This window comes from Limnohabitans sp. WS1 (assembly GCF_003063265.1).
GTDB lineage: Bacteria > Pseudomonadota > Gammaproteobacteria > Burkholderiales > Burkholderiaceae_C > Limnohabitans_A.
In genome coordinates this window covers 42,814-61,359 of sequence record NZ_NERU01000024.1, presented here as the reverse complement: position 1 = coordinate 61,359, position 18,546 = coordinate 42,814, and the positions used below count along the sequence as shown (strand labels likewise).

Below are 18,546 nucleotides of genomic sequence, written 5' to 3'. Positions count from 1 at the left end.
TGGCCATGGATATGGATGTTTTACGTTGCAAGTCGCCGGACATGGTGAGAAAAGAAATCGCGGTGTTTTTGTTGACCTATAACTTGGTGCGTTGGAGCATGATGCGTGCGGCGCAGTTGGTGAAGGTGGCCCCCAGAGACTTGAGCTTTACGGGTGCTCGGCGCTTGCTATTGGCTTTTGCGTCCCGCATGAGTGCGTGCTTTGTTGATAAATTAAGTGAGCTGACGGCCACATTGCTGCGCAAGATTTCTGAGTGCGTTTTACCCAAGCGACCAGGACGAATTGAGCCACGCGCCAAAAAGAGAAGACCCAAGCCGCTGCCTTTATTGACGCTCCCACGCGTGCTGGCTCGCCAGCAGATCCGGGCACAGTTTGCTTAAGGTAGTGCCATGGGGGTCAGATCCCCATTAATAAGTTGCGCCTTTGTTGGGGGTGATGGCCGTCACTTCGGCCTTGAAATGCGCTGCCAGATCGGTGGTGTGGCGCATCAAGAGTTGGGTGTCCAGACCCACGGCCACAAACACCGCCCCCAGCTTCAGGTAATGGGCGGCCAGAGCGCGGTCGGGTGTGAGGATGCCGGGCGCTTTGCCGGCCTTGAGAATGCGGGCGATGGCGTCTTCGATGGCCGCTTGCACTTCGGGGTGCGCCGCATTGCCCACATGGCCCATGGAGGCCGAGAGGTCGGCCGGGCCGATGAACACACCGTCCACGCCGGGCGTGGCGACAATCGCGTCCAGGTTCTTCAGCGCTTCGCGCGATTCGACCTGCACCAAGAGGCAGACCTCTTCGTTGGCACGCTTGAAGTAATCAGGGTAATGGCCCCAGCGCGAGGCCCGTGCGCCCGCCATGCCGCGCACGCCGCCTTGGCCATCGTCCTGCGGGTAACGCATGGCTTGCACCAATTGCGAGGCTTGCTCGGCCGTGTCGACCATGGGCACCAAGATGTTTTGCGCCCCGAGGTCGAGGTATTGCTTGATGAGCGCCGTCTCACCCAAAGGCACACGGCACACCGGGTGGCTGCCCGGGTAAGCGGCCAGGGTTTGCAGTTGGGCCTGGATGCTGCGCAGGTCGTTGGGCGCGTGTTCGCCGTCGATCACCAACCAATCAAAGCCCGCCAGGGCGCAGATTTCGGCGGTGTAGGCGCTGGCCAGGCCCATCCACAGGCCGATTTGGGGCTGTTGGTGTTGCAGGGCTTGTTTGAATAAGTTCACAGGGGTGTTCATGGGTTGGTTCCTTTGTTAATGGCTTCGACGAGGATGCTGATCGGGTCTGGCGGGCCTGGCCGGGCTCAGAGGCGCTTCGCTTTGCCACATCGCCCAACCAGGCCCACCAGACCCGATCAGCGTGGGCTTGCAAAACGCCCTGGTGTTAAGTGAATTTGAACTCCAGTTTGCCCAAAGGTCCGTAGTCCACGTCAAACACATCGCCCACCTTGGCGAGTGCGGGTTTGGTGAACGAGCCGGCCAGCACAATCTCACCCGCTTGCAGGTGTTCACCCCACGGCGCCAACTTGTTGGCCAGCCAGGCAATGCCCACGGCCGGGTGTCCTTGCACGCCCGCAGCCAGACCCGTTTCTTCGACCACGCCGTTTTGGCGCAACACCGCACCGCACCAAGGCAGGTCGGTGGTGAGCGGGTCGACCCGCTTGGCTCCGAGCACGATGCCCGCATTGGCGGCGTTGTCGCTGATGGTGTCGTACACCTTGCGCATGACCTTGGTGTGGCGGTCGAACTGCTCGATGCGCGAATCGATGATCTCGATGGCGGGCGTCACGTAGTCGGTGGCTTCCAGCACCTGCTGCACCGTCACGTTGGGGCCGCGCAGTTCTTTCTTGAGGATGAAGGCCAGCTCCACCTCGACACGCGGGGCGATGAAATTGGTGAAGGGGATGTCCAGCACCTGACCGGGTGTGCAGGTGTAGCGCATGTCGTCGAGCAAGGTGCCGTAGTCGGGCTCGTCAATCTGGCTGGAGACTTGCATGGCGCGGCTGGTCAGCCCAATTTTGTGCCCAATCATGGTGCGCCCTTCTGCGAACTTGATCTGCATCCAGGCGCGGTTGATGCGGTAGCCGTCTTCGATGGTCATGCCTGGGTAGCGCTTGGAAAAGTGCTCGATTTGCACCCGGGATTTTTCGGACTGGTTGAGCTCGTGGGCGAGCTGCTGGATCAATGTGTCGTCAAACATGGTGTTTCCTGTCAGAGCGGCACCCTCGCCGCGAAGCTTTCATTGACCTTGCCGGGGTTCATCGCCGCGAGGGCGCGGCTCCCACAACCAGGTCAGGACCAATCAGGTCTTGTTGAACAAAGGATGGATATTGCTGTGCTTGGCATCAAACACCTCGGGTCCCACGTCGATCTGCAGCGTGATGCCGATGTGGCGCTGCGCCATGACGGGGGCAAAAAAGGCCTTGGCCACTTCGAGCAATGTTTGCCCAGCGCGTTGTTGCGTGGCCTCGCTGCGGCCCCGGCCCATGCGCACGTTCAGGTAGACAAAAGCGTAGTCGCCCGTGCCACCGGCGGCTTGGCCTGCAGCACCGCCATCGGCCACGGCATAGTGCGGTGCAGGGTAGGCCAGCACGCGTGTGCCACCGGTCGGAAAGACTTGCTTGCCTTCGTCATCTTTGACGGTGAGCATGGCGTCAGCCATCTGGCGGCACAGGGTCGTCATGTTGACCTCGGCGTCGAGCTGGCCGGTGTAGAGAATCACAAGATGGGGCATAGCGAGGTCTTTGTAGGTCGGACCTTCAGGTCCGACATGGGTGGTTTGGTAAAGGTCCATGTCGGGGCTAAAGCCGCCGACCTGCGGGGAAGGTTCATAACCTCGTGCTCACAGCCGTGTAACCCGCCGCGCTGCTGGCCACGGCTGCCGGAATGTGCTGCCCGGTTTGCGGCGTCACATCAAAAATGGCGTTCAGTTGACCCGTGCCCGAGGCCCCAAAGTAAGGGGTCACCATGTCCACCGCGCCGTCATAGTCCGTCCAACCCAGCGCCCCCATCAGCATGGCGGTATCGTGCATGAAGCCTTCGCCATGGCCTTTGCTGGCGTATTCGGGCAGCATCTCGCAAAAGGCTTTCCACTCGCGCTGGTCCCACATGCGCAGCACCTGCTCGTCGAGTTTTTCGAGGAAAGGGCTCCAGATTTTGTGGGCGAACTCGGGGGCCAAACCGTTTTGCGCAAAACGGTGGCTCAGACTGCCGCTGGCCAAAAACGCCACCTTGCCGTCGTAATGCTTTTCCACCGCCTCGCGCATGGCCCAACCCAGACGGGCGCTGTCGGCCAAATAGTGCGAGGTGCACAAAGCTGAGACCGAGACCACCTTGAAGTGCTGGTCGGCGTTCATGTAACGCAGCGGCACCAGCGTGCCGTATTCGGGCTGCAAAGTGGTGGCGTCGTGCGCCAGGGTTTCCACGCCATGGTCGTTTGCCACTTGGGCCAGCAAGTGCCCCAGCGCAGGGTTACCGGGTGACTCAAACGCCATGTTGCTGATGAAGTGTGGCAACTCGTTGCTGGTGTACACGCCCTTGAAGTGCCGACCACAGTTGATGTGGTAACTGGCGTTGACCAGCCAGTGCGTGTCAAACACCACCAAGGTGTCCACCCCCATGGCGCGGCAGCGGCGGCTGATTTCATGGTGGCCGTCGATGGCGCTTTGGCGCGTGCCAAAGCGTGGGCCGGGGATCTCACTCAGGTACATGCTGGGCACATGGGTGATTTTGGCGGCGAGGGCGAGTTGTCCCATGGGGGTGTCCTGTCTGTGCGTGTGGGGGGATGGGTCAGGGACTGATCAGGTCAATGCCCGGAAAGTAGCTGCGGTAGCGCCCCGCATCGCGGGTGAGCAACTGATAACCCTCAGCTTGGGCATGTGCGCCAATGAAAAAGTCGGGCAGGACGCCGGTTTTGGTGCCGCCGCGTTGGCGGTAAGACCGGAACACGTTGGCGGCCAGTTGCGCAGTTGGACGCGTCAAGTCCAGAACTTGCACCCCTAACTTTTGCAAAAACGCATCGATGTGCGGTCCTGCAGTATTGTGGGTGTGCAGTTCGGCATAGACCACAAAGTTGGTCACGATCTGCTGGCTTTTGGCTTTGCTCAACTCTCTGAGCGACCAGTCCAACCAAATCGGGTCCTGATGGATCACGTCCACAAACACGTTGGTGTCCACCAAAATCATGGCTGATTCCAATCATCGCCACGGGTCATGCGCATCAGTTCATCGGTGCTCATGCCATCTTTGGCAATGCCAATGAACTGACGGATCGGGTCATCGGGTGCCAAAAACGACAGGTCATGCTCCGGCGCTGCGTTGTGGCTGGCGGCGGTTTTGGCCGCCACCAAATATTCGGCCAGTGCTTCTTGCACGACGTGTGACTTGCTCAGCTTGCGCGCAGCGCAATACTGGGTCAGTTCACGTTCAACGGTTTCAGGCAGGCGGACAGACAACATGGCTCACTCCTTGTCATACACATTCAAAATGAATGTATGACATCAAGTATGACAGATGGCGGGAAATTGTCATACACCCCAATGTGGGATGTGGTGACCGCCCAAGGACACCGCCACGTTTTTGGGTTCGCAAAACACTTCGTAGCTCCAGGTGCCGCCTTCGCGCCCCGTGCCGCTGGCCTTGGTGCCGCCAAAGGGTTGGCGCAGGTCGCGCACGTTTTGGCTGTTGACGAAGCACATGCCGGCCTCCACGGCTGCGGCCACGCGGTGGGCTTTGCCCAGGTTCTCGGTCCACACGTAGCTGGACAGGCCGTATTCGATGTCGTTGGCTTTTTCAATCGCGTCGGCCTCGTCCTTGAAGGGGATCAGGCAGGCGACGGGTCCGAAGATTTCTTCTTGGGCGATGCGCATGCGGTTGTCGACATCGGCAAACACGGTGGGCCAGACGAAGTTGCCGTGCTTCACGTGCGCTGGCAAGTCGGAGGCGTAGCCGGGTTGGTCCAGACCGCCACAGAGCATCGTCGCGCCTTCTTTGGGGCCCAGCTCAATGTAGCTGCGCACTTTGGCCAGATGGGCCTGGCTGATCATGGGACCGACGATGGTTTTTTCATCGAGCGGGTCGCCCACGGTGATGCGTTTGGCGCGCGCTGCAAATTTGGCGGCAAAGTCAGCGTAGATGCTTTGCTGCACCAGGATGCGGCTGCCTGCGGTGCAGCGCTCGCCGTTGTTGCTGAAGATCATGAAGATGGCGGCATCGAGTGCGCGGTCCAAATCGGCGTCTTCGAAGATCACGAAGGGGCTCTTGCCGCCGAGTTCCATGCTGAACTTTTTAAGACCCGCGCTTTGCACGATGCGGTTGCCGGTGACGGTGGAGCCGGTGAAGCTGATGGCGCGCACATCGCGGTGCGACACCAGGGGCTCGCCCGCTTCCTTGCCGTAGCCGTGCACCAGATTCAGCACGCCAGCGGGCACGCCCGCCTCCAGCGCCAGCTCGCCCAGACGCGCTGCGCTCAAGGGTGAGAGCTCGCTCATCTTGAGCACGGCGGTGTTGCCAAAAGCCAGGCAGGGTGCGACCTTCCAGGTGGCTGTCATGAAGGGCACGTTCCAGGGGCTGATGAGGGCGCACACGCCCACCGGGTGGAACAGTGTGTAGTTCAGGTGTGTGGGCGTGGGGTAAGTGTGGCCGTCCACGCGGGTGCACATCTCGGCAAAGTAGTGGAAGTTGTCGGCCGCACGCGGCACCAGCTGCTTGCCCGTCTGGCTGATGGTTTGGCCGCAGTCTTTTGTCTCGGTCTCCGAGATTTCAGGCACATGTTTCGTGATCAGATCGCCCAGCTTGCGCATGATCTTGGCGCGCTCGGTGGCGGGCGTGTTGGCCCATTTCGGGAAAGCAGCTTTGGCCGCGGCGACGGCGGCATTGACTTCTGCCTCGCCGCCCGAGGCGACTTCGGCCAGCACTTCTTGCGTGGCGGGGTTGATGGTCTCGAAATAGTCGCCGCCTGCGACGCTTTGGCCATTGATGAGGTGGTTGATTTTCATAGCGGGTCTTCCTCGGTTTTTTTGTAGGAGCGACGCCCTCGTCGCGATCAGTGAAGCACTCAGCTTGCAAATGCCACATCGCGACGGGGTCGTCGCTCCCACAGATTCAGGTCATGATGAAACGAGGGTGTTGGTGAGCGCCCCGATGCCTTCAATTTCGGTCACAACCACATCGCCCGGATTCACGTTCACGATCCCGTCGGGCGTGCCGGTCAGGATCAGGTCACCGGGCTTGAGCGTCATGAAGCTGCTGAAGTATTCGATGAGGGTCGGTACATCGAAAATCATGTCGGCCGTGCTGCCACTTTGTGTGATTTGGCCGTTCACGGTGGTCTGCAATTTCAGCGCCATGGGGTTGGGCACATCCGCCGCATCGACCAGCCAGGGGCCGATGGGTGTGCAGGTGTCGCGGTTTTTCACGCGCAGGTTGGGGCGGTACCAGTTTTCCAGGTAGTCGCGGATGGCGTAGTCGTTGGCCACGGTGTAACCGCTCACAAAGTCATAGGCGTCGGCCTTTTTCACACGACGCGCTGTGCGGCCAATGACCACGGCCAGCTCGCATTCGTAATGCATGTACTTCACATCGGCGGGGCGCTTCGTGAAGGCCTTGTGCCCGATCAGCGAGGCTTCGCCCTTCATGAAGGCCAGCGGCTCTTCGGGGGCCTTGAAGGCCAGTTCCTTGGCGTGGTCGGCGTAGTTCAACCCCAGCGCGATGACGGTGCGTGCTTGCGGCACGGGTGCAAGCGGGGGCAACCAGACGACCTCGTCAAAAGCCACACGGTGGCCCTTGTGCGGGCCTTGGGTGATGAGCAGCTGGCCGTCGGATTCCACGGCTTGCTGGATGGCGCCCGACCAGGCGATGCGTGCGTGTTTCATGCGGCCTCCGCTTGAACGGTTTGAACACAAGGTGCGAAGCCTGGCACCATCAAGCAGACGGTATCGCCCGCACGGGCTCGAGGCCTTTGGCCTGTCTCGAGCACATCGGTGCCCAGCATCAGCACATCGCCCACTTGCAAAGTCATGAACTCGGCCACATCGGCCAGCAAACGGTCCATGGGCCGCACCACATCGGACAGGTGCACCGTCTGAACACGTTGCCCGTTGACCTGCACCGTGATGCTCAGTGATGCCAGGTCCAATGCCGACAGAGGCACGGGCGGCACACCGCAGCCCAAATAGCCGTCACGGCAGCGAAACTTGACCGGCGGACGGAAATAACTGCTGTGGGGCACCGACCAGTCATTGAGCAATACCACCCCCTCAACGAGCCCTTGCTCGCCCATGACCAGACCCAAGCAGGCCCCGATGTCCACCTCTTTGATCCCGTCTTGGAGCGTCAAAACCTTACCCGGGTTGAAAGTGTTGGCCGACTTGACGTAAAGCACAGGGGCTTGCGGTGCCGCTTTGTGGGGGTCTTGCGTCATTTTCGGGACCCAAAAGTCCCATTCACGCCGAAAATTGAGCAAGGTGCCATACACCGTGCCCTGGGGTTGCCAATGGTTCATTCGTCCTCCTGGCCTTGCGGCCTTTGCTGTTCACATGCCGGGTCCACCTCCATGGCGATCACCGTGTCCAGCCACACATAAAGGTTTTGCAGGGCCTGTTTGCCCAGTTGTCGCTCCATCCAGTCGTAATGGGCTTCGATACTTTGCGACAAAGCCTGAACCTTCTCCAGACCGGCAGCCGTGGCGCGAACCACGGTGCGGCGTGCGTCTTGTGGGCAAGGGCTTCGCTCAATCAAACCGTCCCTGGCCATGCGAGTCAGCACCCCCGTCAGACTGGGTCCGAGCAAAAAAGCCTCTTTGGCCACACGCCCGGTTTCCACGCCTTCCGGGTCTTGTGCATGCTCTCCCAACACACGCAAAACACGCCACTGCTGATCCGACAGACCGTGGGCTCGCAAACTGGGACGGGTGTGCGCCATCACGGCCTCACGCGCCTGTAAAAGCAAAAGTGGGAGATTGCGGTGAACAAACGGTAGAGTGGTCATTTATTTAACATGTTAAATGATTAAATGGATCCACGTCCGAGGGTTTACCCGTGTTTTGGCGCTTGACGAAAGCGCCGCACCGCCCATCCGATCACGATCCCTTGATTTTTAAATATTTAACATGCATAAGAATAGAATTAAGAATATTAAGAACTCTTTTGTTCGCAATAAAAAGGGTCAACAGCCCCCTTTGAGTCCACCTTGACGACCTGCAGGGCAAGCCCCCCGATGGCAAAACGACCGATGAAAAACCTCAGCATCAAACTCCAACTGTCCCTCAGTGCCATTGCCATGGTCATCCTCTTGCTGCTTGCACAGTTGGGTTTGCAGTTTTACGTGATGCGTGCAGACATCGTTCAAAGGATTGAAAAACACGAGTTTCGCTTGCTGTCAGATTTCGCCACACACCTGGACGAAAGACTGCAAGACAACATCAGCATGTTGGCCAATGTGGCCTTGAATGTGCCTGCTGAGTCGATGGGCCAGACCGCAACACTCGAACGCTTATTGCAAAACGAGCATGCCTTGCTCACCACCTACGACGACTTGTATGTTTTTGACGCCAAGGGTGTCTTGCTGGTGGATTGGCCCATCAAGCCCGGACGCAGAAACCTGGACATGTCGTCAAGGGACTACATCCAAGACGTCATCGCCAGCAAAGAGCCCGTCATCTCCAAGCCATTTTTGGGCAAAGCCACCAAACAACCCATCGTGGTGATCGCGGCGCCCATCTTGGGCAAAAACAACCAATTGATCGGGATCATGGGGGGCGTGCTCAATCTGTACAAACCCAATTTGTTGGGCTCCATCGCCAACCGAAAAAATGGCGAAACAGGGTACTTTTACTTGGTCACCAAGGACCGACTGCGCATTGCCCACCCCGACACAGAACTGATTTTCAAAAAAGTTCCCGAAGGCAGCATCAACGTCCCTTTTGAAAACGCCATGAACGGTTTTGAGGGCACCCAAGAAGGCTACACAACGCGGGGACTCAAAGGCTTGTTCACCTTCAAAAAGCTCACAACCACCGACTGGGTGGTGGCCTCGGTGGTTCCTTCGGCTGAGGCCTTTGCACCCATTGAAGATTTGTTTCAAAAAATGATCTGGATCAGCATTTTGCTGATGCTGGTGATGGTGCCGCTCATGTGGACCTTTGTGGGGCGATTGGTCCGACCTCTGGGTTTGCTGGCCAAAGCCATGCACGAGACGGCCTCCAAAATGCGCGATGGCCGCCTGGCCGCGCCCATTGGGGCGCTGGGGGGCAAAGAAATCAAAACCGTGGTGCACGCCTTCAATGAATTTGTGGAAGCGCGGATCCGCGCCGAAAACGACCTGTCCAAAGCGCGCGATGCCGCACAAGCGGCCAACGCCTCGAAAAGCCATTTTCTGGCCAACATGAGCCATGAAATCCGCACCCCCATGAATGGCATTCTGGGCATGACCGAGCTGTGCCTTCAGACCCGCATGACGGCCGAGCAACGCAGCTATTTGGACATGGTGTCCACCTCGGCCAACTCCTTGCTGGCCGTGATCAACGACATCCTCGATTTTTCCAAAATAGAAGCGCGCAAACTGAGCCTGGATCCTCACCTGTTTTCACTGCACAGCCTGGTCCGCCAGGCCACCCGCACCTTGTCCTTGCGCGCATCCGAGAAAGAGCTGGAACTGGTGTGCGACATGGCCTGCAAGGTGCCCGATCAGGTGATCGGCGACCCTCTGCGCTTGCAGCAGGTCATCACCAACTTGCTGGGCAACGCCATCAAATTCACCGCTCAAGGCGAGATCGTCCTCAGTGTCAAGCCCATGGCCACCCCCCCGGGCAGCGAGGGCATCTGGCTGGAGTTTTCCATCAAAGACACGGGCATTGGCATTTCCCCAGACAAGCAAGCCATCATTTTTGACGTGTTCACCCAGGCCGACTCCAGCACGGTGCGCCGTTTTGGCGGTTCAGGTCTGGGTCTGGCCATCAGTCGCAGCTTGGTTCAGATGATGGGCGGCGACATCAGCGTGAGCAGTCAATTGGGTCACGGCAGCACCTTCAGTTTTGGCGTGAACCTGCAGCAAGCCGTCAGTGCGCCCTTGAACCAAAACGAGATTCCGCGTCAACTGGCGGGTCAAACCCTGCTCGTGGTCGACGACAACGCCAGTTGCCGCAAGGTTCTGAGCCAACAATTGCAGACCATTGGCCTGCATGCGGCCGCCGTAGACGGCGCAGCACAAGCCTTGCACTCACCCCAGTTGGCGCAAGCGCGTTGCGCATTGATCGACGTCAACATGCCCGACATTGATGGCTACGCCCTGGTGTCTCAGTTGAGGCAGATTCGCACAGCCACCCAGATGCCCATCATCATGATGGGGGCCTTGAGCGAACAAACCAGCCAGGAACAACTGGACCCACTGGGGATCCAGGGGTTTTTGGTCAAACCCATCGACACCCATGAATTGGTGTCCATGCTCAACACCTTGACCTGTCCTTTGGCTGAGGGCAAGGAAGAACCTGCCCCGAGCTCAAACTCACCCGCAAGCCCTCAGCGGGTTTTACTCGTCGAAGACACGCCCATCAACCAAACGCTGGAAACCATTTTGTTGACCCGCATGGGCTATGAAGTCACCATTGCCAACAATGGCGTTGAAGCCATCGAGGCCTGCACGGCAAGCACCTTTGACCTGATCATGATGGACATCCAGATGCCCGAGATGGGCGGCATTGAGGCCACGCAGGCCATCCGCGCCATGGAACTGGCTCAAAAGATGCGACGCACCCCGATCATTGCCGTCACGGCCAACGCCCTCAAAGGGGACCGAGAGCGTTACATCGAGTCGGGCATGGACGGCTATGTGTCCAAACCCATTGCGGTGGAGGCCTTGCGCACCGAAATCAAACGTCTGCTCCCCCAACCGACAAGGCCCGGCGCTTGATACGGTCAAGTCTTTGCACGCCTTGGCCTTGACGCTAAAGTGCATGCATGCACGCTTTCTTCAAAACACTGGGGCTGTCGGCCCCGATCATTCAAGCCCCCATGGCGGGTGTCCAAAATCACGACTTGGCCATCGCCGTGTGTCAAGCCGGTGGCCTCGGCTCCTTGCCTGCCGCCATGCTCAACCCACCGGCCTTGCAGGCGCAATTGCAGGCCCTGAAATCGGCAACGAACGGTCCGTTCAACGTCAACTTCTTTTGCCACACCACGCCCACACCCGACCCGGTTATCCAAGCACACTGGCAAGAAATACTGGCCCCCTACCGCCGTGAACTCGGACTTGACACAAGGCCCCCCAGCACCGAGCCCGGCCGATTGCCCTTCAACCACGACAGCGCCGATGTGCTGGAGGCCTTTGCACCTGCGGTGGTGAGTTTTCACTTTGGCCTGCCCGCACCCGACTTGCTGGCCCGGGTCAAAAGTTGGGGATCCATGGTGCTCTCGAGCGCGACCACCGTGCAAGAAGCCCTGTGGCTCCAAGCGAACGGGGTGGACGCCGTGATCGCACAAGGACTGGAAGCCGGTGGACATCGCGGGATGTTTTTGACCCAAGACCTGAGCACCCAAGTCGGCACCTTCGCCTTGTTGCCGCAAATCGTGCACGCCCTCGATGTGCCCGTCATTGCAGCAGGGGGCATTGGCAGTGCACAAAGCATTGCAGCCGCCAAAATGCTCGGCGCGCATGGCGTGCAAATCGGCACGGCTTATTTGTGCAGCCATGAAGCCACCACCAGCGCCTTGCACCGTGCAGCGCTCCAATCAGACGCTGCCCGACACACCGCCTTGACCCCGGTGTTCAGCGGCCGGCCGGCCCGAGGCATCGTCAACCGGGCCATGCGCGAACTCGGCCCGGTGAGCAGCCAAGCACCCGCCTTCCCGCTGGCCACGGCCGACATCACCCCCTTAAGAACGGCCGCCGAAGCCTTGGGCAGGACCGACTTCACGCCTTTGTGGGCCGGACAAAATGCAAGTCTTGCACGCAGCCTGAGTGCCTCCGACATCACCCGCGAGTTTGTGCAGGCCTGGCTGGATGCGCCCGAAATGGCCAAGCCCCACAGCAGCCCCACACCAGCGCCACATGCCCCCCTGAGGAACCACGACGCGGGCTAGAGCGCTGGCTTGGTCCGCCTGACCTCAAAGGCACAATCACCCCCATGGCCAAAGACAAATCGATATTCACCTGCACCGAATGCGGTGGCATCAGCGCCCGCTGGATGGGCAAATGCCCCAGCTGCAACGCCTGGAACACCCTGATCGAAGCCTCGGCCGAGCCCGCAGGCGGCAAAAACCGCTTTGGCTCGGTGCACGCCTCGCTGGCGCCCACGTCTGAAGTGCTGCCCTTGGCACAAATCGAAGCGGCCGACTTTGAACGCCACCCCACGGGCATCGACGAGCTCGACCGGGTGTTGGGCGGCGGCATGGTCGAAGGCGGGGTGGTGCTGATCGGCGGTGACCCGGGCATTGGCAAATCCACCTTGCTGCTGCAGGCGGTGGACGCCTTGCAGCGCAGCGGCATGAACACCCTGTACGTGACGGGTGAGGAAAGCGGTGCGCAAGTGGCCATGCGCTCGCGCCGCCTGGGCCTGCCCGACTCGCAAGTGCCGGTGCTGCCCGAAATTCAGCTCGAAAAAATCCTGCACACCTTGCAATCGCGCCAGCCGGGCATCGCCATCATCGACTCGATTCAGACGGTGTATTCGGACCAATTGACCAGCGCACCCGGCTCGGTGGCGCAGGTGCGTGAATGCGCGGCGCACCTGACGCGCACCGCCAAATCGACGGGCACCACCATCGTGCTCGTGGGCCACGTCACCAAAGAAGGGGCTCTGGCTGGCCCCCGTGTGCTGGAACACATGGTGGACACGGTGCTCTACTTTGAAGGCGACACGCATTCCAACTTCCGCCTGATCCGCGCCATCAAGAACCGATTTGGCGCGGTGAACGAAATTGGCGTGTTCGCCATGACCGAAAAAGGCCTCAAAGGTGTCAGCAACCCCAGCGCCATCTTTTTGAGCCAGCACGCCGAGCCCGTGCCCGGCAGCTGCGTGATGGTCACGCTCGAAGGCACGCGACCGTTGTTGGTCGAGATTCAAGCCCTGGTGGACAGCGGCGGCCCATCGCCCCGCCGCTTGAGCGTGGGCCTGGACCGCGACCGCCTGGCCATGCTGCTGGCGGTGCTGCACCGCCATGCGGGCGTGGCCTGCATGGACCAAGACGTCTTTGTGAATGCGGTCGGCGGCGTGCGCATCAGCGAACCAGCGGCCGACTTGGCGGTGATGCTGGCCATCACCAGCAGCTTGCGCGGCAAAGCCTTGCCCAAAGGTTTTTTGGCTTTTGGCGAAGTCGGCTTGGCGGGCGAAGTACGCCCTGCACCACGTGGGCAAGACCGCTTGAAAGAGGCGGCCAAACTGGGCTTCACGGCTGCGATCATCCCCAAAGCGAATGCACCCAAAAACCCCATTCAGGGCATGACTGTGCATGGGGTTGAAAGGATTGAGGAGGCCATGAGCCTCATCCGATCACTGACTTGATGACAGCTGAAATCTTCCTGCGTGTGTCATCTGCGCATCACCATCAAGTGCCGCACCCCAAGACCGCCAAAAGGCGGTCTTGGGGGGTGAGGTGCCTTTGTCAGGCCATCAAGGTTTGGGCAGGATCACCTTGTCGATCGCGTGAATCACACCATTGCTGGCCAACACATCGGTGGCGGTGATGTTTGCACTGCGTGCTCTTTGATCGGTGATGGCCAAAGCGGCATTGACCGTGAAGGTGTCCTTTTGCACGGTGGTGATGGGACTGCCCACAGGCACTTGCGCTTTCAACACCAAACCGGGCACCACGTGGTAAGTCAACACTTTCGTCAAAAGGGGCTTGTCCGCCAGCAAAGCGGCCTTGGTCGTGCCAAGTTCAGTCAACAGTGCCGCAAAGGCTGCATTGTTCGGGGCAAAGACCGTGAACGGTCCGTCGCCACTCAAGGTGGTGACCAAGTCTGCCGCAACCACGGCCTCGACCAGAATGCTGAACTCAGGCTGAGCTTCTGTGCTCAAAGCGATGGCCGTTTGCAGCACGTTTTTGTTAGCGGGCAGCAAGACCTTGTCGATGGTGTGTACCACCCCATTTTGGGCCACCACGTCTGCAGTCACCACGTTGCTGACGCGGTTGCGCCCGTCCGTGATTGTCAAACTCCGGCCCAGAGTCCCGGCTTTGAAATAACCTTTTTGCACCGTGGTGATGGGTTGGCCCACAGGCACCGCGCTCGACACCACTTTGCTGCCCAAGACATGGTAGGTCAGCACCGAAGTCAGGAAGTCTTTGTTGGCCAGCAACTCGGCTTTGCTTATCTTGAGTTCAGCCAACAAGTCAAGGAATGCCTGGTTGGTGGGGGCAAACACCGTGTAAGGCCCTGCTGCGCTCAATGTCGTTGCCAAACCTGCCGCATCGATGGCCTCGGCCAAAACGCTCAAGTTGGCATTGCTTTTGGCCAGTCTCACGACGTCCAAAGTTTCGTGCTCACCGCTACCGCCCCCTCCACAAGCTGACAGCAGTGCTGCACTCGCTGTGATCAAAGTGGCCAACCATCTTTTGATGTTCCATTGCATGATGTTCTCCTTCGCCCTGAAGATTGTTTAAAAATCAGTATTTTTTACTACTTATGAGTTTAAATTTAAAACTTATCAGTTTTTTTGTCAACACTTAAGAATAATTTTTTAACCGAAAGTCATCAAAACAAAGAACTTCAATGGTTTGAATGGGTCCAACAGAGTGGCAGATATCCTTTGACCGCAGGTGATCACAAGGCACAATCGGCCCCCATGAATTTCAACAAAATACTTGCGCCACTGGCCATTCTTGTTTTCACCATTGGGGCTTGGCAGGCTTTTCAGTGGGCGGGCATTGCCCTGGCCGTGGGCGGCGTGGTCATGTGGGTGCTGCTGCACTTCACCCGCATGGTCACCATCCTCAAAAAAGCCGCCGACCGGCCCATTGGCCATGTGGCCAGCGCCGTGATGCTCAACGCCAAGCTGAAAAAAGGCGTCAATTTGATGCACGTCATCGCCATGACGCGCTCTTTGGGCCAGCTTGTGACCGACAAAGACGCCCAGCCCGAGATCTACACCTGGACCGACACCAGCGATTCGGTGGTCACCTGCACCTTTGTGGGCGGCAAGTTGACCGAATGGACCCTGATGCGCCCTGAAGTGCGCCCCGAAGAGCCAAACCCTTAAAATCCACGCCAACCCTGTTTATTGCAGCTAATTCAAAGGACACTTTCATGAGCGTTGTCATTCCCTCCATGTCAGACCGTGACGGCAAAATCTGGATGGACGGCCAGATGGTCGATTGGCGCGATGCCAAGATCCATGTGCTGAGCCACACCCTGCACTACGGCTGCGGCGCTTTTGAAGGCGTGCGCGCTTACAAAACCGAGCAAGGCACCGCCATCTTCCGCTTGGCCGAGCACACTGAGCGCCTGTTCAACAGCGCCAAGATCTTGCGCATGAACATCCCCTTCACCCAAGCGCAGGTCAACGAAGCCCAACGCGCCGTGGTGCGCGAGAACAAGCTGGAAAGCGGCTACATCCGCCCCCTGACCTGGATTGGCGACAAAAAGCTGGGCGTCAGCCCCAAGGGCAACACCATCCACCTGATGGTGGCCGCCTGGACCTGGGGCGCGTACCTGGGCGAAGAAGGCATGAAGCGCGGCATCCGCGTGAAAACCAGCAGCTACACCCGCCACCACGTCAACATCACCATGACGCAGGCCAAGGCGGTGAGCAACTACACCAACAGCATTTTGGCCAACATGGAAGTGACCGACGAGGGTTACGACGAAGCCCTGTTGCTCGACACTTCGGGTTTTGTGTCTGAGGGTGCGGGCGAGAACATTTTTGTGGTCAAAAACGGCGTGATCTACACCCCCGACTTGTCGGCCGGTGCCCTGAACGGCATCACCCGCAACACGGTGTTCCACATCGCCAAAGACCTGGGTCTGGAGATCGTGCAAAAGCGCATCACCCGCGACGAGGTTTACATCGCTGACGAAGCCTTCTTCACCGGCACCGCCGCCGAAGTCACGCCGATTCGTGAACTCGACCGCATTGAACTGGGCAAAGAAGGCTATGTAGGCAGCCGCGGCCCCATCACCGAGAAGATCCAAAGCGCCTTCTTTGACATCGTCAACGGCCGCAACCCCAAGTACGCCCATTGGCTGACTTTGGTCTGAGGAGCACCGATGAGCACCCAAGCTGTTGAACTGCTGGCCACCGACCTGAACCCCCAAGGCGGTGTGTTTTGCCCCAGCCCCAAAGCCGACATGAAACTGTGGAACAGCCACCCCAAGGTTTATTTGGATGTGGCCAAAACCGGTGAAGCCAAGTGCCCTTATTGCGGCACGGTTTACAAACTGAAAGCGGGTGAAGTGGTGGCACACCACTGAAGTTCGCGCTCAGCCATCTTGCCGATGGCAGGGCCGCCCCACGGCGAACACTCAGGTGTTCGCCGTTTTGCTTTGGGGCAAGCTCACTTCGAAACAAGCACCGCCACCCGGTCGGTCTGCGCACCGCACCCGCCCGCCGTGGCGCTCGGCAATTGACTTGACCAGCGACAGCCCCAAGCCCACGCCACCCACACGCTCGCTGGCCCCAGGCAAGCGGAAAAACGGCTCAAAAATCCGATCTCGGTATTCGAGGGGCACGCCAGGGCCACGGTCACCCACCGCAATCAGAACTTGTTGACCCAGGGTTTGCAAAGACAGCTCGATGCCACCGCCCTGCGTTGCATCCTGGCTGCCAGCCCCGTACCGCCCCGCGTTTTCCAGCAGGTTGCGCACCAAGCGCCGAAGCAGTTTGGACACGCCGGGCACTTCGAGCTGGGCCAGGCCCTCGGGAACCTCAAACCTCGCCCCCACCCGCGCACACTCTTCGGCGCACAAGCCCACCAAATCCACAGACTCCACGGTGCCGATGTTGGCCTCTTGGGCGTCCAGGCGGCTGGCCAGCAAGATCTCGTCGATCAGTTGGTCCAGCTCGGCCATGTTGCGCAAGATTTCGGCGCGGCTGCGGGCCAAAGCGTCCGAATCGGTCGGGCTGTTCATCAGCTCCAGACCCATGCGGATGCGCGCCAGCGGCGAGCGCAACTCGTGTGAGGCGTTGGCCAGCAAAGACTTTTGCGAAGCCATGAGGCCCTCAATGCGCTCGGCCGCCGCGTTGAAGCGCTCGGACAGGTCGGCCACCTCGTCGTCGCCCTGCACCGGCACACGCACCGACAAGTCGCCCTCACCCCAGCGCTGCACGCCGCGCTGCAGGCCTTCGAGGCGTTGCGTGAGCCTGCGCACCACCGGGTACAGGCCCAGCGCCACGGCCAGGCCAATGAGGCCCAGCATCCAGAAAAAACCCGAGGGCTTGGCCCACCAAGGCATGTCCTGGCGCAGGTGCGGCGGCAAACGACCCTCTGAACCGTGCCCTGTACCGGGCATGCCGTGCATCGCGGAGGCGCGGGGGTGCTCGGCCGAGCGTTCGCCGCTGCGCTGCACTTGCAGCGGCAGGGTCTGGCCGCCCGGCAAAGGCACCTCAAAGACCAAAGGCGCACCCGGCCCGGCCCGGGTGGTGCTGGCCAGCACATCGCCCTGGGCGTTCAGCACCAGCCATTCACGCGGTGCGGGTGGCGCAGCATGGTGCTCCACCGTGGCCCGCCAGGCCCAGCCCACCACCAGCATGAGCAGCGCCACGCCCGCCACCACGGCCAACCAAATGCGCAGGTAAAGGTGGCGTGACCAGTGTCGTGACAGGCTGCGAATGGGCATGATTGGCGCTCAGTCTTGCTGGCGGGCAAACACATAGCCCACACCGCGCACGGTGAGGATGCGTTGTGGCGCTTTGGGGTCGGCCTCGATGGCGGCGCGGATGCGGCCCATGTGCACGTCGATCGAACGGTCGAAGGCCTCGAGTTCACGGCCCCGCACCGCCTCCATGATCTGGTCGCGTGTGAGCACACGCCCGGCGCGTTCGGCCAGCGCCACCAACAGGTCGTATTGGTACGAGGTCAACTCGCAGTCCTGCCCCTTGACGCTCACGCGGCGGGCATCGCGGTCAATTTCCAGCGAGCCAAACTGCATGAGTTGAGGGGGTGTGTCGTTCACCTTGTTTTTGCGTCGCAAAATGGCCTTGATGCGGGCCAGCAACTCGCGCGGCTCAAAGGGCTTGGGCAAGTAATCGTCGGCACCCATCTCCAGACCAATGATGCGGTCCATCGGGTCGCCTTTGGCCGTGAGCATGAGCACCGGCACTTGGCCCACGCTGCCGGGCAGTGCGCGGATGCGTTGGCACACCTGCAGGCCGTCCATGTCAGGCAGCATCAGGTCCAGGATCACCAGCTCAATGCCCGGTGTTTGTAAACGGTCCAAACCACTGCGGGCATCGGGCGCATGGGCCACGGCAAAACCGTTTTGCCCCAGATAGTCCGCCACCATGCCAGCCAGGCGCACATCGTCTTCGATCATCAAGAGTTGTTGCATGGGGTGATCATCCTCCAAGCCGAAGAGCCCAGGGTTTCGCTTTTGTAAAGCTGGGTAAATCCTGGACCCTACCTCACCGGGGGGC

At 59.9% G+C, this 18,546-nt stretch carries 19 protein-coding genes and 1 pseudogene; 7 read left to right on the top strand and 13 right to left on the bottom strand.

Going from position 1 to position 18,546, the window contains the following annotated elements; all coding sequences use genetic code 11:
• A pseudogene (locus B9Z48_RS20050) lies at nucleotides 1-380 on the top strand (IS4 family transposase); the annotation flags it as partial.
• Between the two features lie 27 nt (nucleotides 381-407).
• On the opposite strand, the gene B9Z48_RS20045 reads toward B9Z48_RS20050, so the two are convergent.
• From B9Z48_RS20045 to hpaR, 10 genes are all read right to left on the bottom strand, one after another.
• A complete protein-coding gene (locus B9Z48_RS20045) occupies nucleotides 408-1,223 on the bottom strand; it encodes an aldolase/citrate lyase family protein (protein WP_108380399.1) in 816 nt (271 codons plus the stop codon).
• Between the two features lie 145 nt (nucleotides 1,224-1,368).
• Nucleotides 1,369-2,184 carry a 2-oxo-hept-4-ene-1,7-dioate hydratase gene (hpaH, locus tag B9Z48_RS20040; protein ID WP_108380398.1) on the bottom strand — a complete coding sequence of 272 codons (816 nt, stop codon included), beginning with the start codon at nucleotides 2,182-2,184 and terminating at the stop codon, nucleotides 1,369-1,371.
• A 102-nt stretch (nucleotides 2,185-2,286) separates the two neighbouring features.
• The gene (locus B9Z48_RS20035) at nucleotides 2,287-2,718 is read right to left on the bottom strand and encodes a 5-carboxymethyl-2-hydroxymuconate Delta-isomerase (RefSeq protein WP_108380403.1); all 432 of its coding nucleotides are present in this window, start codon (nucleotides 2,716-2,718) and stop codon (nucleotides 2,287-2,289) included.
• 94 nt (nucleotides 2,719-2,812) lie between these two features.
• Nucleotides 2,813-3,739, bottom strand: coding sequence for a 3,4-dihydroxyphenylacetate 2,3-dioxygenase (gene hpaD, locus B9Z48_RS20030; protein WP_108380397.1), 927 nt, complete (start codon nucleotides 3,737-3,739; stop codon nucleotides 2,813-2,815).
• 34 nt (nucleotides 3,740-3,773) lie between these two features.
• The gene (locus B9Z48_RS20025; protein ID WP_108380396.1) at nucleotides 3,774-4,169 is read right to left on the bottom strand and encodes a type II toxin-antitoxin system VapC family toxin; all 396 of its coding nucleotides are present in this window, start codon (nucleotides 4,167-4,169) and stop codon (nucleotides 3,774-3,776) included.
• Complete coding sequence (locus tag B9Z48_RS20020; RefSeq protein ID WP_108380395.1) at nucleotides 4,166-4,441, bottom strand: hypothetical protein; 276 nt, start codon at nucleotides 4,439-4,441, stop codon at nucleotides 4,166-4,168. Before B9Z48_RS20020 ends, B9Z48_RS20025 begins: the two co-directional genes overlap by 4 nt.
• A gap of 69 nt (nucleotides 4,442-4,510) precedes the next feature.
• On the bottom strand, nucleotides 4,511-5,980 hold the full coding sequence (gene hpaE, locus B9Z48_RS20015; RefSeq protein ID WP_108380394.1) for a 5-carboxymethyl-2-hydroxymuconate semialdehyde dehydrogenase: 1,470 nt from the start codon (nucleotides 5,978-5,980) through the stop codon (nucleotides 4,511-4,513).
• Between the two features lie 111 nt (nucleotides 5,981-6,091).
• A complete protein-coding gene (locus tag B9Z48_RS20010; RefSeq protein ID WP_108380393.1) occupies nucleotides 6,092-6,856 on the bottom strand; it encodes a fumarylacetoacetate hydrolase family protein in 765 nt (254 codons plus the stop codon).
• On the bottom strand, nucleotides 6,853-7,485 hold the full coding sequence (locus B9Z48_RS20005) for a fumarylacetoacetate hydrolase family protein (RefSeq protein WP_108380392.1): 633 nt from the start codon (nucleotides 7,483-7,485) through the stop codon (nucleotides 6,853-6,855). Before B9Z48_RS20005 ends, B9Z48_RS20010 begins: the two co-directional genes overlap by 4 nt.
• Nucleotides 7,482-7,970 (bottom strand): homoprotocatechuate degradation operon regulator HpaR, encoded by a 489-nt coding sequence (hpaR, locus tag B9Z48_RS20000; RefSeq protein ID WP_108380391.1) that lies wholly within the window; start codon nucleotides 7,968-7,970, stop codon nucleotides 7,482-7,484. The genes B9Z48_RS20005 and hpaR overlap by 4 nt, the downstream gene beginning before the upstream one ends.
• A 243-nt stretch (nucleotides 7,971-8,213) precedes the next feature.
• Here hpaR and B9Z48_RS19995 point away from each other — a divergent pair, with 243 nt between their 5' ends.
• Genes B9Z48_RS19995 through radA form a run of 3 tightly spaced genes read left to right on the top strand, consistent with a single transcriptional unit; the run spans nucleotide 8,214 to nucleotide 13,479 of the window.
• On the top strand, nucleotides 8,214-10,889 hold the full coding sequence (locus B9Z48_RS19995; RefSeq protein ID WP_158273326.1) for a response regulator: 2,676 nt from the start codon (nucleotides 8,214-8,216) through the stop codon (nucleotides 10,887-10,889).
• Between the two features lie 47 nt (nucleotides 10,890-10,936).
• Nucleotides 10,937-12,058 carry a nitronate monooxygenase family protein gene (locus B9Z48_RS19990; protein ID WP_089952210.1) on the top strand — a complete coding sequence of 374 codons (1,122 nt, stop codon included), beginning with the start codon at nucleotides 10,937-10,939 and terminating at the stop codon, nucleotides 12,056-12,058.
• Between the two features lie 44 nt (nucleotides 12,059-12,102).
• Nucleotides 12,103-13,479, top strand: a complete 1,377-nt coding sequence (gene radA / locus B9Z48_RS19985) for a DNA repair protein RadA (RefSeq protein ID WP_108380389.1) — start codon at nucleotides 12,103-12,105, stop codon at nucleotides 13,477-13,479.
• 108 nt (nucleotides 13,480-13,587) lie between these two features.
• Here the strand turns inward: radA and B9Z48_RS19980 are convergent, their stop codons facing one another.
• Nucleotides 13,588-14,547, bottom strand: a complete 960-nt coding sequence (locus B9Z48_RS19980) for a fasciclin domain-containing protein (RefSeq protein ID WP_108380388.1) — start codon at nucleotides 14,545-14,547, stop codon at nucleotides 13,588-13,590.
• A 213-nt stretch (nucleotides 14,548-14,760) separates the two neighbouring features.
• Here B9Z48_RS19980 and B9Z48_RS19975 point away from each other — a divergent pair, with 213 nt between their 5' ends.
• From B9Z48_RS19975 to B9Z48_RS19965, 3 genes are read left to right on the top strand one after another with little or no spacing between them, the layout of a single operon-like run.
• Entirely contained in the window at nucleotides 14,761-15,174 is a 414-nt protein-coding gene (locus tag B9Z48_RS19975) for a glycerate kinase (protein ID WP_089952595.1), read from the top strand.
• A 47-nt stretch (nucleotides 15,175-15,221) separates the two neighbouring features.
• Nucleotides 15,222-16,172 carry a branched-chain amino acid transaminase gene (locus B9Z48_RS19970; protein ID WP_089952215.1) on the top strand — a complete coding sequence of 317 codons (951 nt, stop codon included), beginning with the start codon at nucleotides 15,222-15,224 and terminating at the stop codon, nucleotides 16,170-16,172.
• A 9-nt stretch (nucleotides 16,173-16,181) separates the two neighbouring features.
• Entirely contained in the window at nucleotides 16,182-16,385 is a 204-nt protein-coding gene (locus B9Z48_RS19965; protein ID WP_089952217.1) for a zinc-finger domain-containing protein, read from the top strand.
• Nucleotides 16,386-16,436: 51 nt separating this feature from the next.
• Here B9Z48_RS19965 and B9Z48_RS19960 read toward each other — a convergent pair whose 3' ends face one another.
• Both B9Z48_RS19960 and B9Z48_RS19955 read right to left on the bottom strand, forming a co-directional pair.
• On the bottom strand, nucleotides 16,437-17,750 hold the full coding sequence (locus B9Z48_RS19960) for a HAMP domain-containing sensor histidine kinase (protein WP_108380387.1): 1,314 nt from the start codon (nucleotides 17,748-17,750) through the stop codon (nucleotides 16,437-16,439).
• 9 nt (nucleotides 17,751-17,759) lie between these two features.
• Nucleotides 17,760-18,461, bottom strand: coding sequence for a response regulator (locus B9Z48_RS19955; protein WP_089952221.1), 702 nt, complete (start codon nucleotides 18,459-18,461; stop codon nucleotides 17,760-17,762).
• Between the last annotated feature and the right edge of the window lie 85 nt (nucleotides 18,462-18,546).

Excerpts from the sequence above, each read along its gene's own strand:
- B9Z48_RS20045 (WP_108380399.1), bottom strand. The coding sequence starts at position 1,223 with ATGAACACCCCTGTGAACTTATTCAAACAAGCCCTGCAACACCAACAG.
- hpaH (WP_108380398.1), bottom strand. The coding sequence starts at position 2,184 with ATGTTTGACGACACATTGATCCAGCAGCTCGCCCACGAGCTCAACCAG.
- B9Z48_RS20035 (WP_108380403.1), bottom strand. The coding sequence starts at position 2,718 with ATGCCCCATCTTGTGATTCTCTACACCGGCCAGCTCGACGCCGAGGTC.
- hpaD (WP_108380397.1), bottom strand. The coding sequence starts at position 3,739 with ATGGGACAACTCGCCCTCGCCGCCAAAATCACCCATGTGCCCAGCATG.
- B9Z48_RS20025 (WP_108380396.1), bottom strand. The coding sequence starts at position 4,169 with ATGATTTTGGTGGACACCAACGTGTTTGTGGACGTGATCCATCAGGAC.
- B9Z48_RS20020 (WP_108380395.1), bottom strand. The coding sequence starts at position 4,441 with ATGTTGTCTGTCCGCCTGCCTGAAACCGTTGAACGTGAACTGACCCAG.
- hpaE (WP_108380394.1), bottom strand. The coding sequence starts at position 5,980 with ATGAAAATCAACCACCTCATCAATGGCCAAAGCGTCGCAGGCGGCGAC.
- B9Z48_RS20010 (WP_108380393.1), bottom strand. The coding sequence starts at position 6,856 with ATGAAACACGCACGCATCGCCTGGTCGGGCGCCATCCAGCAAGCCGTG.
- B9Z48_RS20005 (WP_108380392.1), bottom strand. The coding sequence starts at position 7,485 with ATGAACCATTGGCAACCCCAGGGCACGGTGTATGGCACCTTGCTCAAT.
- hpaR (WP_108380391.1), bottom strand. The coding sequence starts at position 7,970 with ATGACCACTCTACCGTTTGTTCACCGCAATCTCCCACTTTTGCTTTTA.
- B9Z48_RS19995 (WP_158273326.1), top strand. The coding sequence starts at position 8,214 with ATGAAAAACCTCAGCATCAAACTCCAACTGTCCCTCAGTGCCATTGCC.
- B9Z48_RS19990 (WP_089952210.1), top strand. The coding sequence starts at position 10,937 with ATGCACGCTTTCTTCAAAACACTGGGGCTGTCGGCCCCGATCATTCAA.
- radA (WP_108380389.1), top strand. The coding sequence starts at position 12,103 with ATGGCCAAAGACAAATCGATATTCACCTGCACCGAATGCGGTGGCATC.
- B9Z48_RS19980 (WP_108380388.1), bottom strand. The coding sequence starts at position 14,547 with ATGCAATGGAACATCAAAAGATGGTTGGCCACTTTGATCACAGCGAGT.
- B9Z48_RS19975 (WP_089952595.1), top strand. The coding sequence starts at position 14,761 with ATGAATTTCAACAAAATACTTGCGCCACTGGCCATTCTTGTTTTCACC.
- B9Z48_RS19970 (WP_089952215.1), top strand. The coding sequence starts at position 15,222 with ATGAGCGTTGTCATTCCCTCCATGTCAGACCGTGACGGCAAAATCTGG.
- B9Z48_RS19965 (WP_089952217.1), top strand. The coding sequence starts at position 16,182 with ATGAGCACCCAAGCTGTTGAACTGCTGGCCACCGACCTGAACCCCCAA.
- B9Z48_RS19960 (WP_108380387.1), bottom strand. The coding sequence starts at position 17,750 with ATGCCCATTCGCAGCCTGTCACGACACTGGTCACGCCACCTTTACCTG.
- B9Z48_RS19955 (WP_089952221.1), bottom strand. The coding sequence starts at position 18,461 with ATGCAACAACTCTTGATGATCGAAGACGATGTGCGCCTGGCTGGCATG.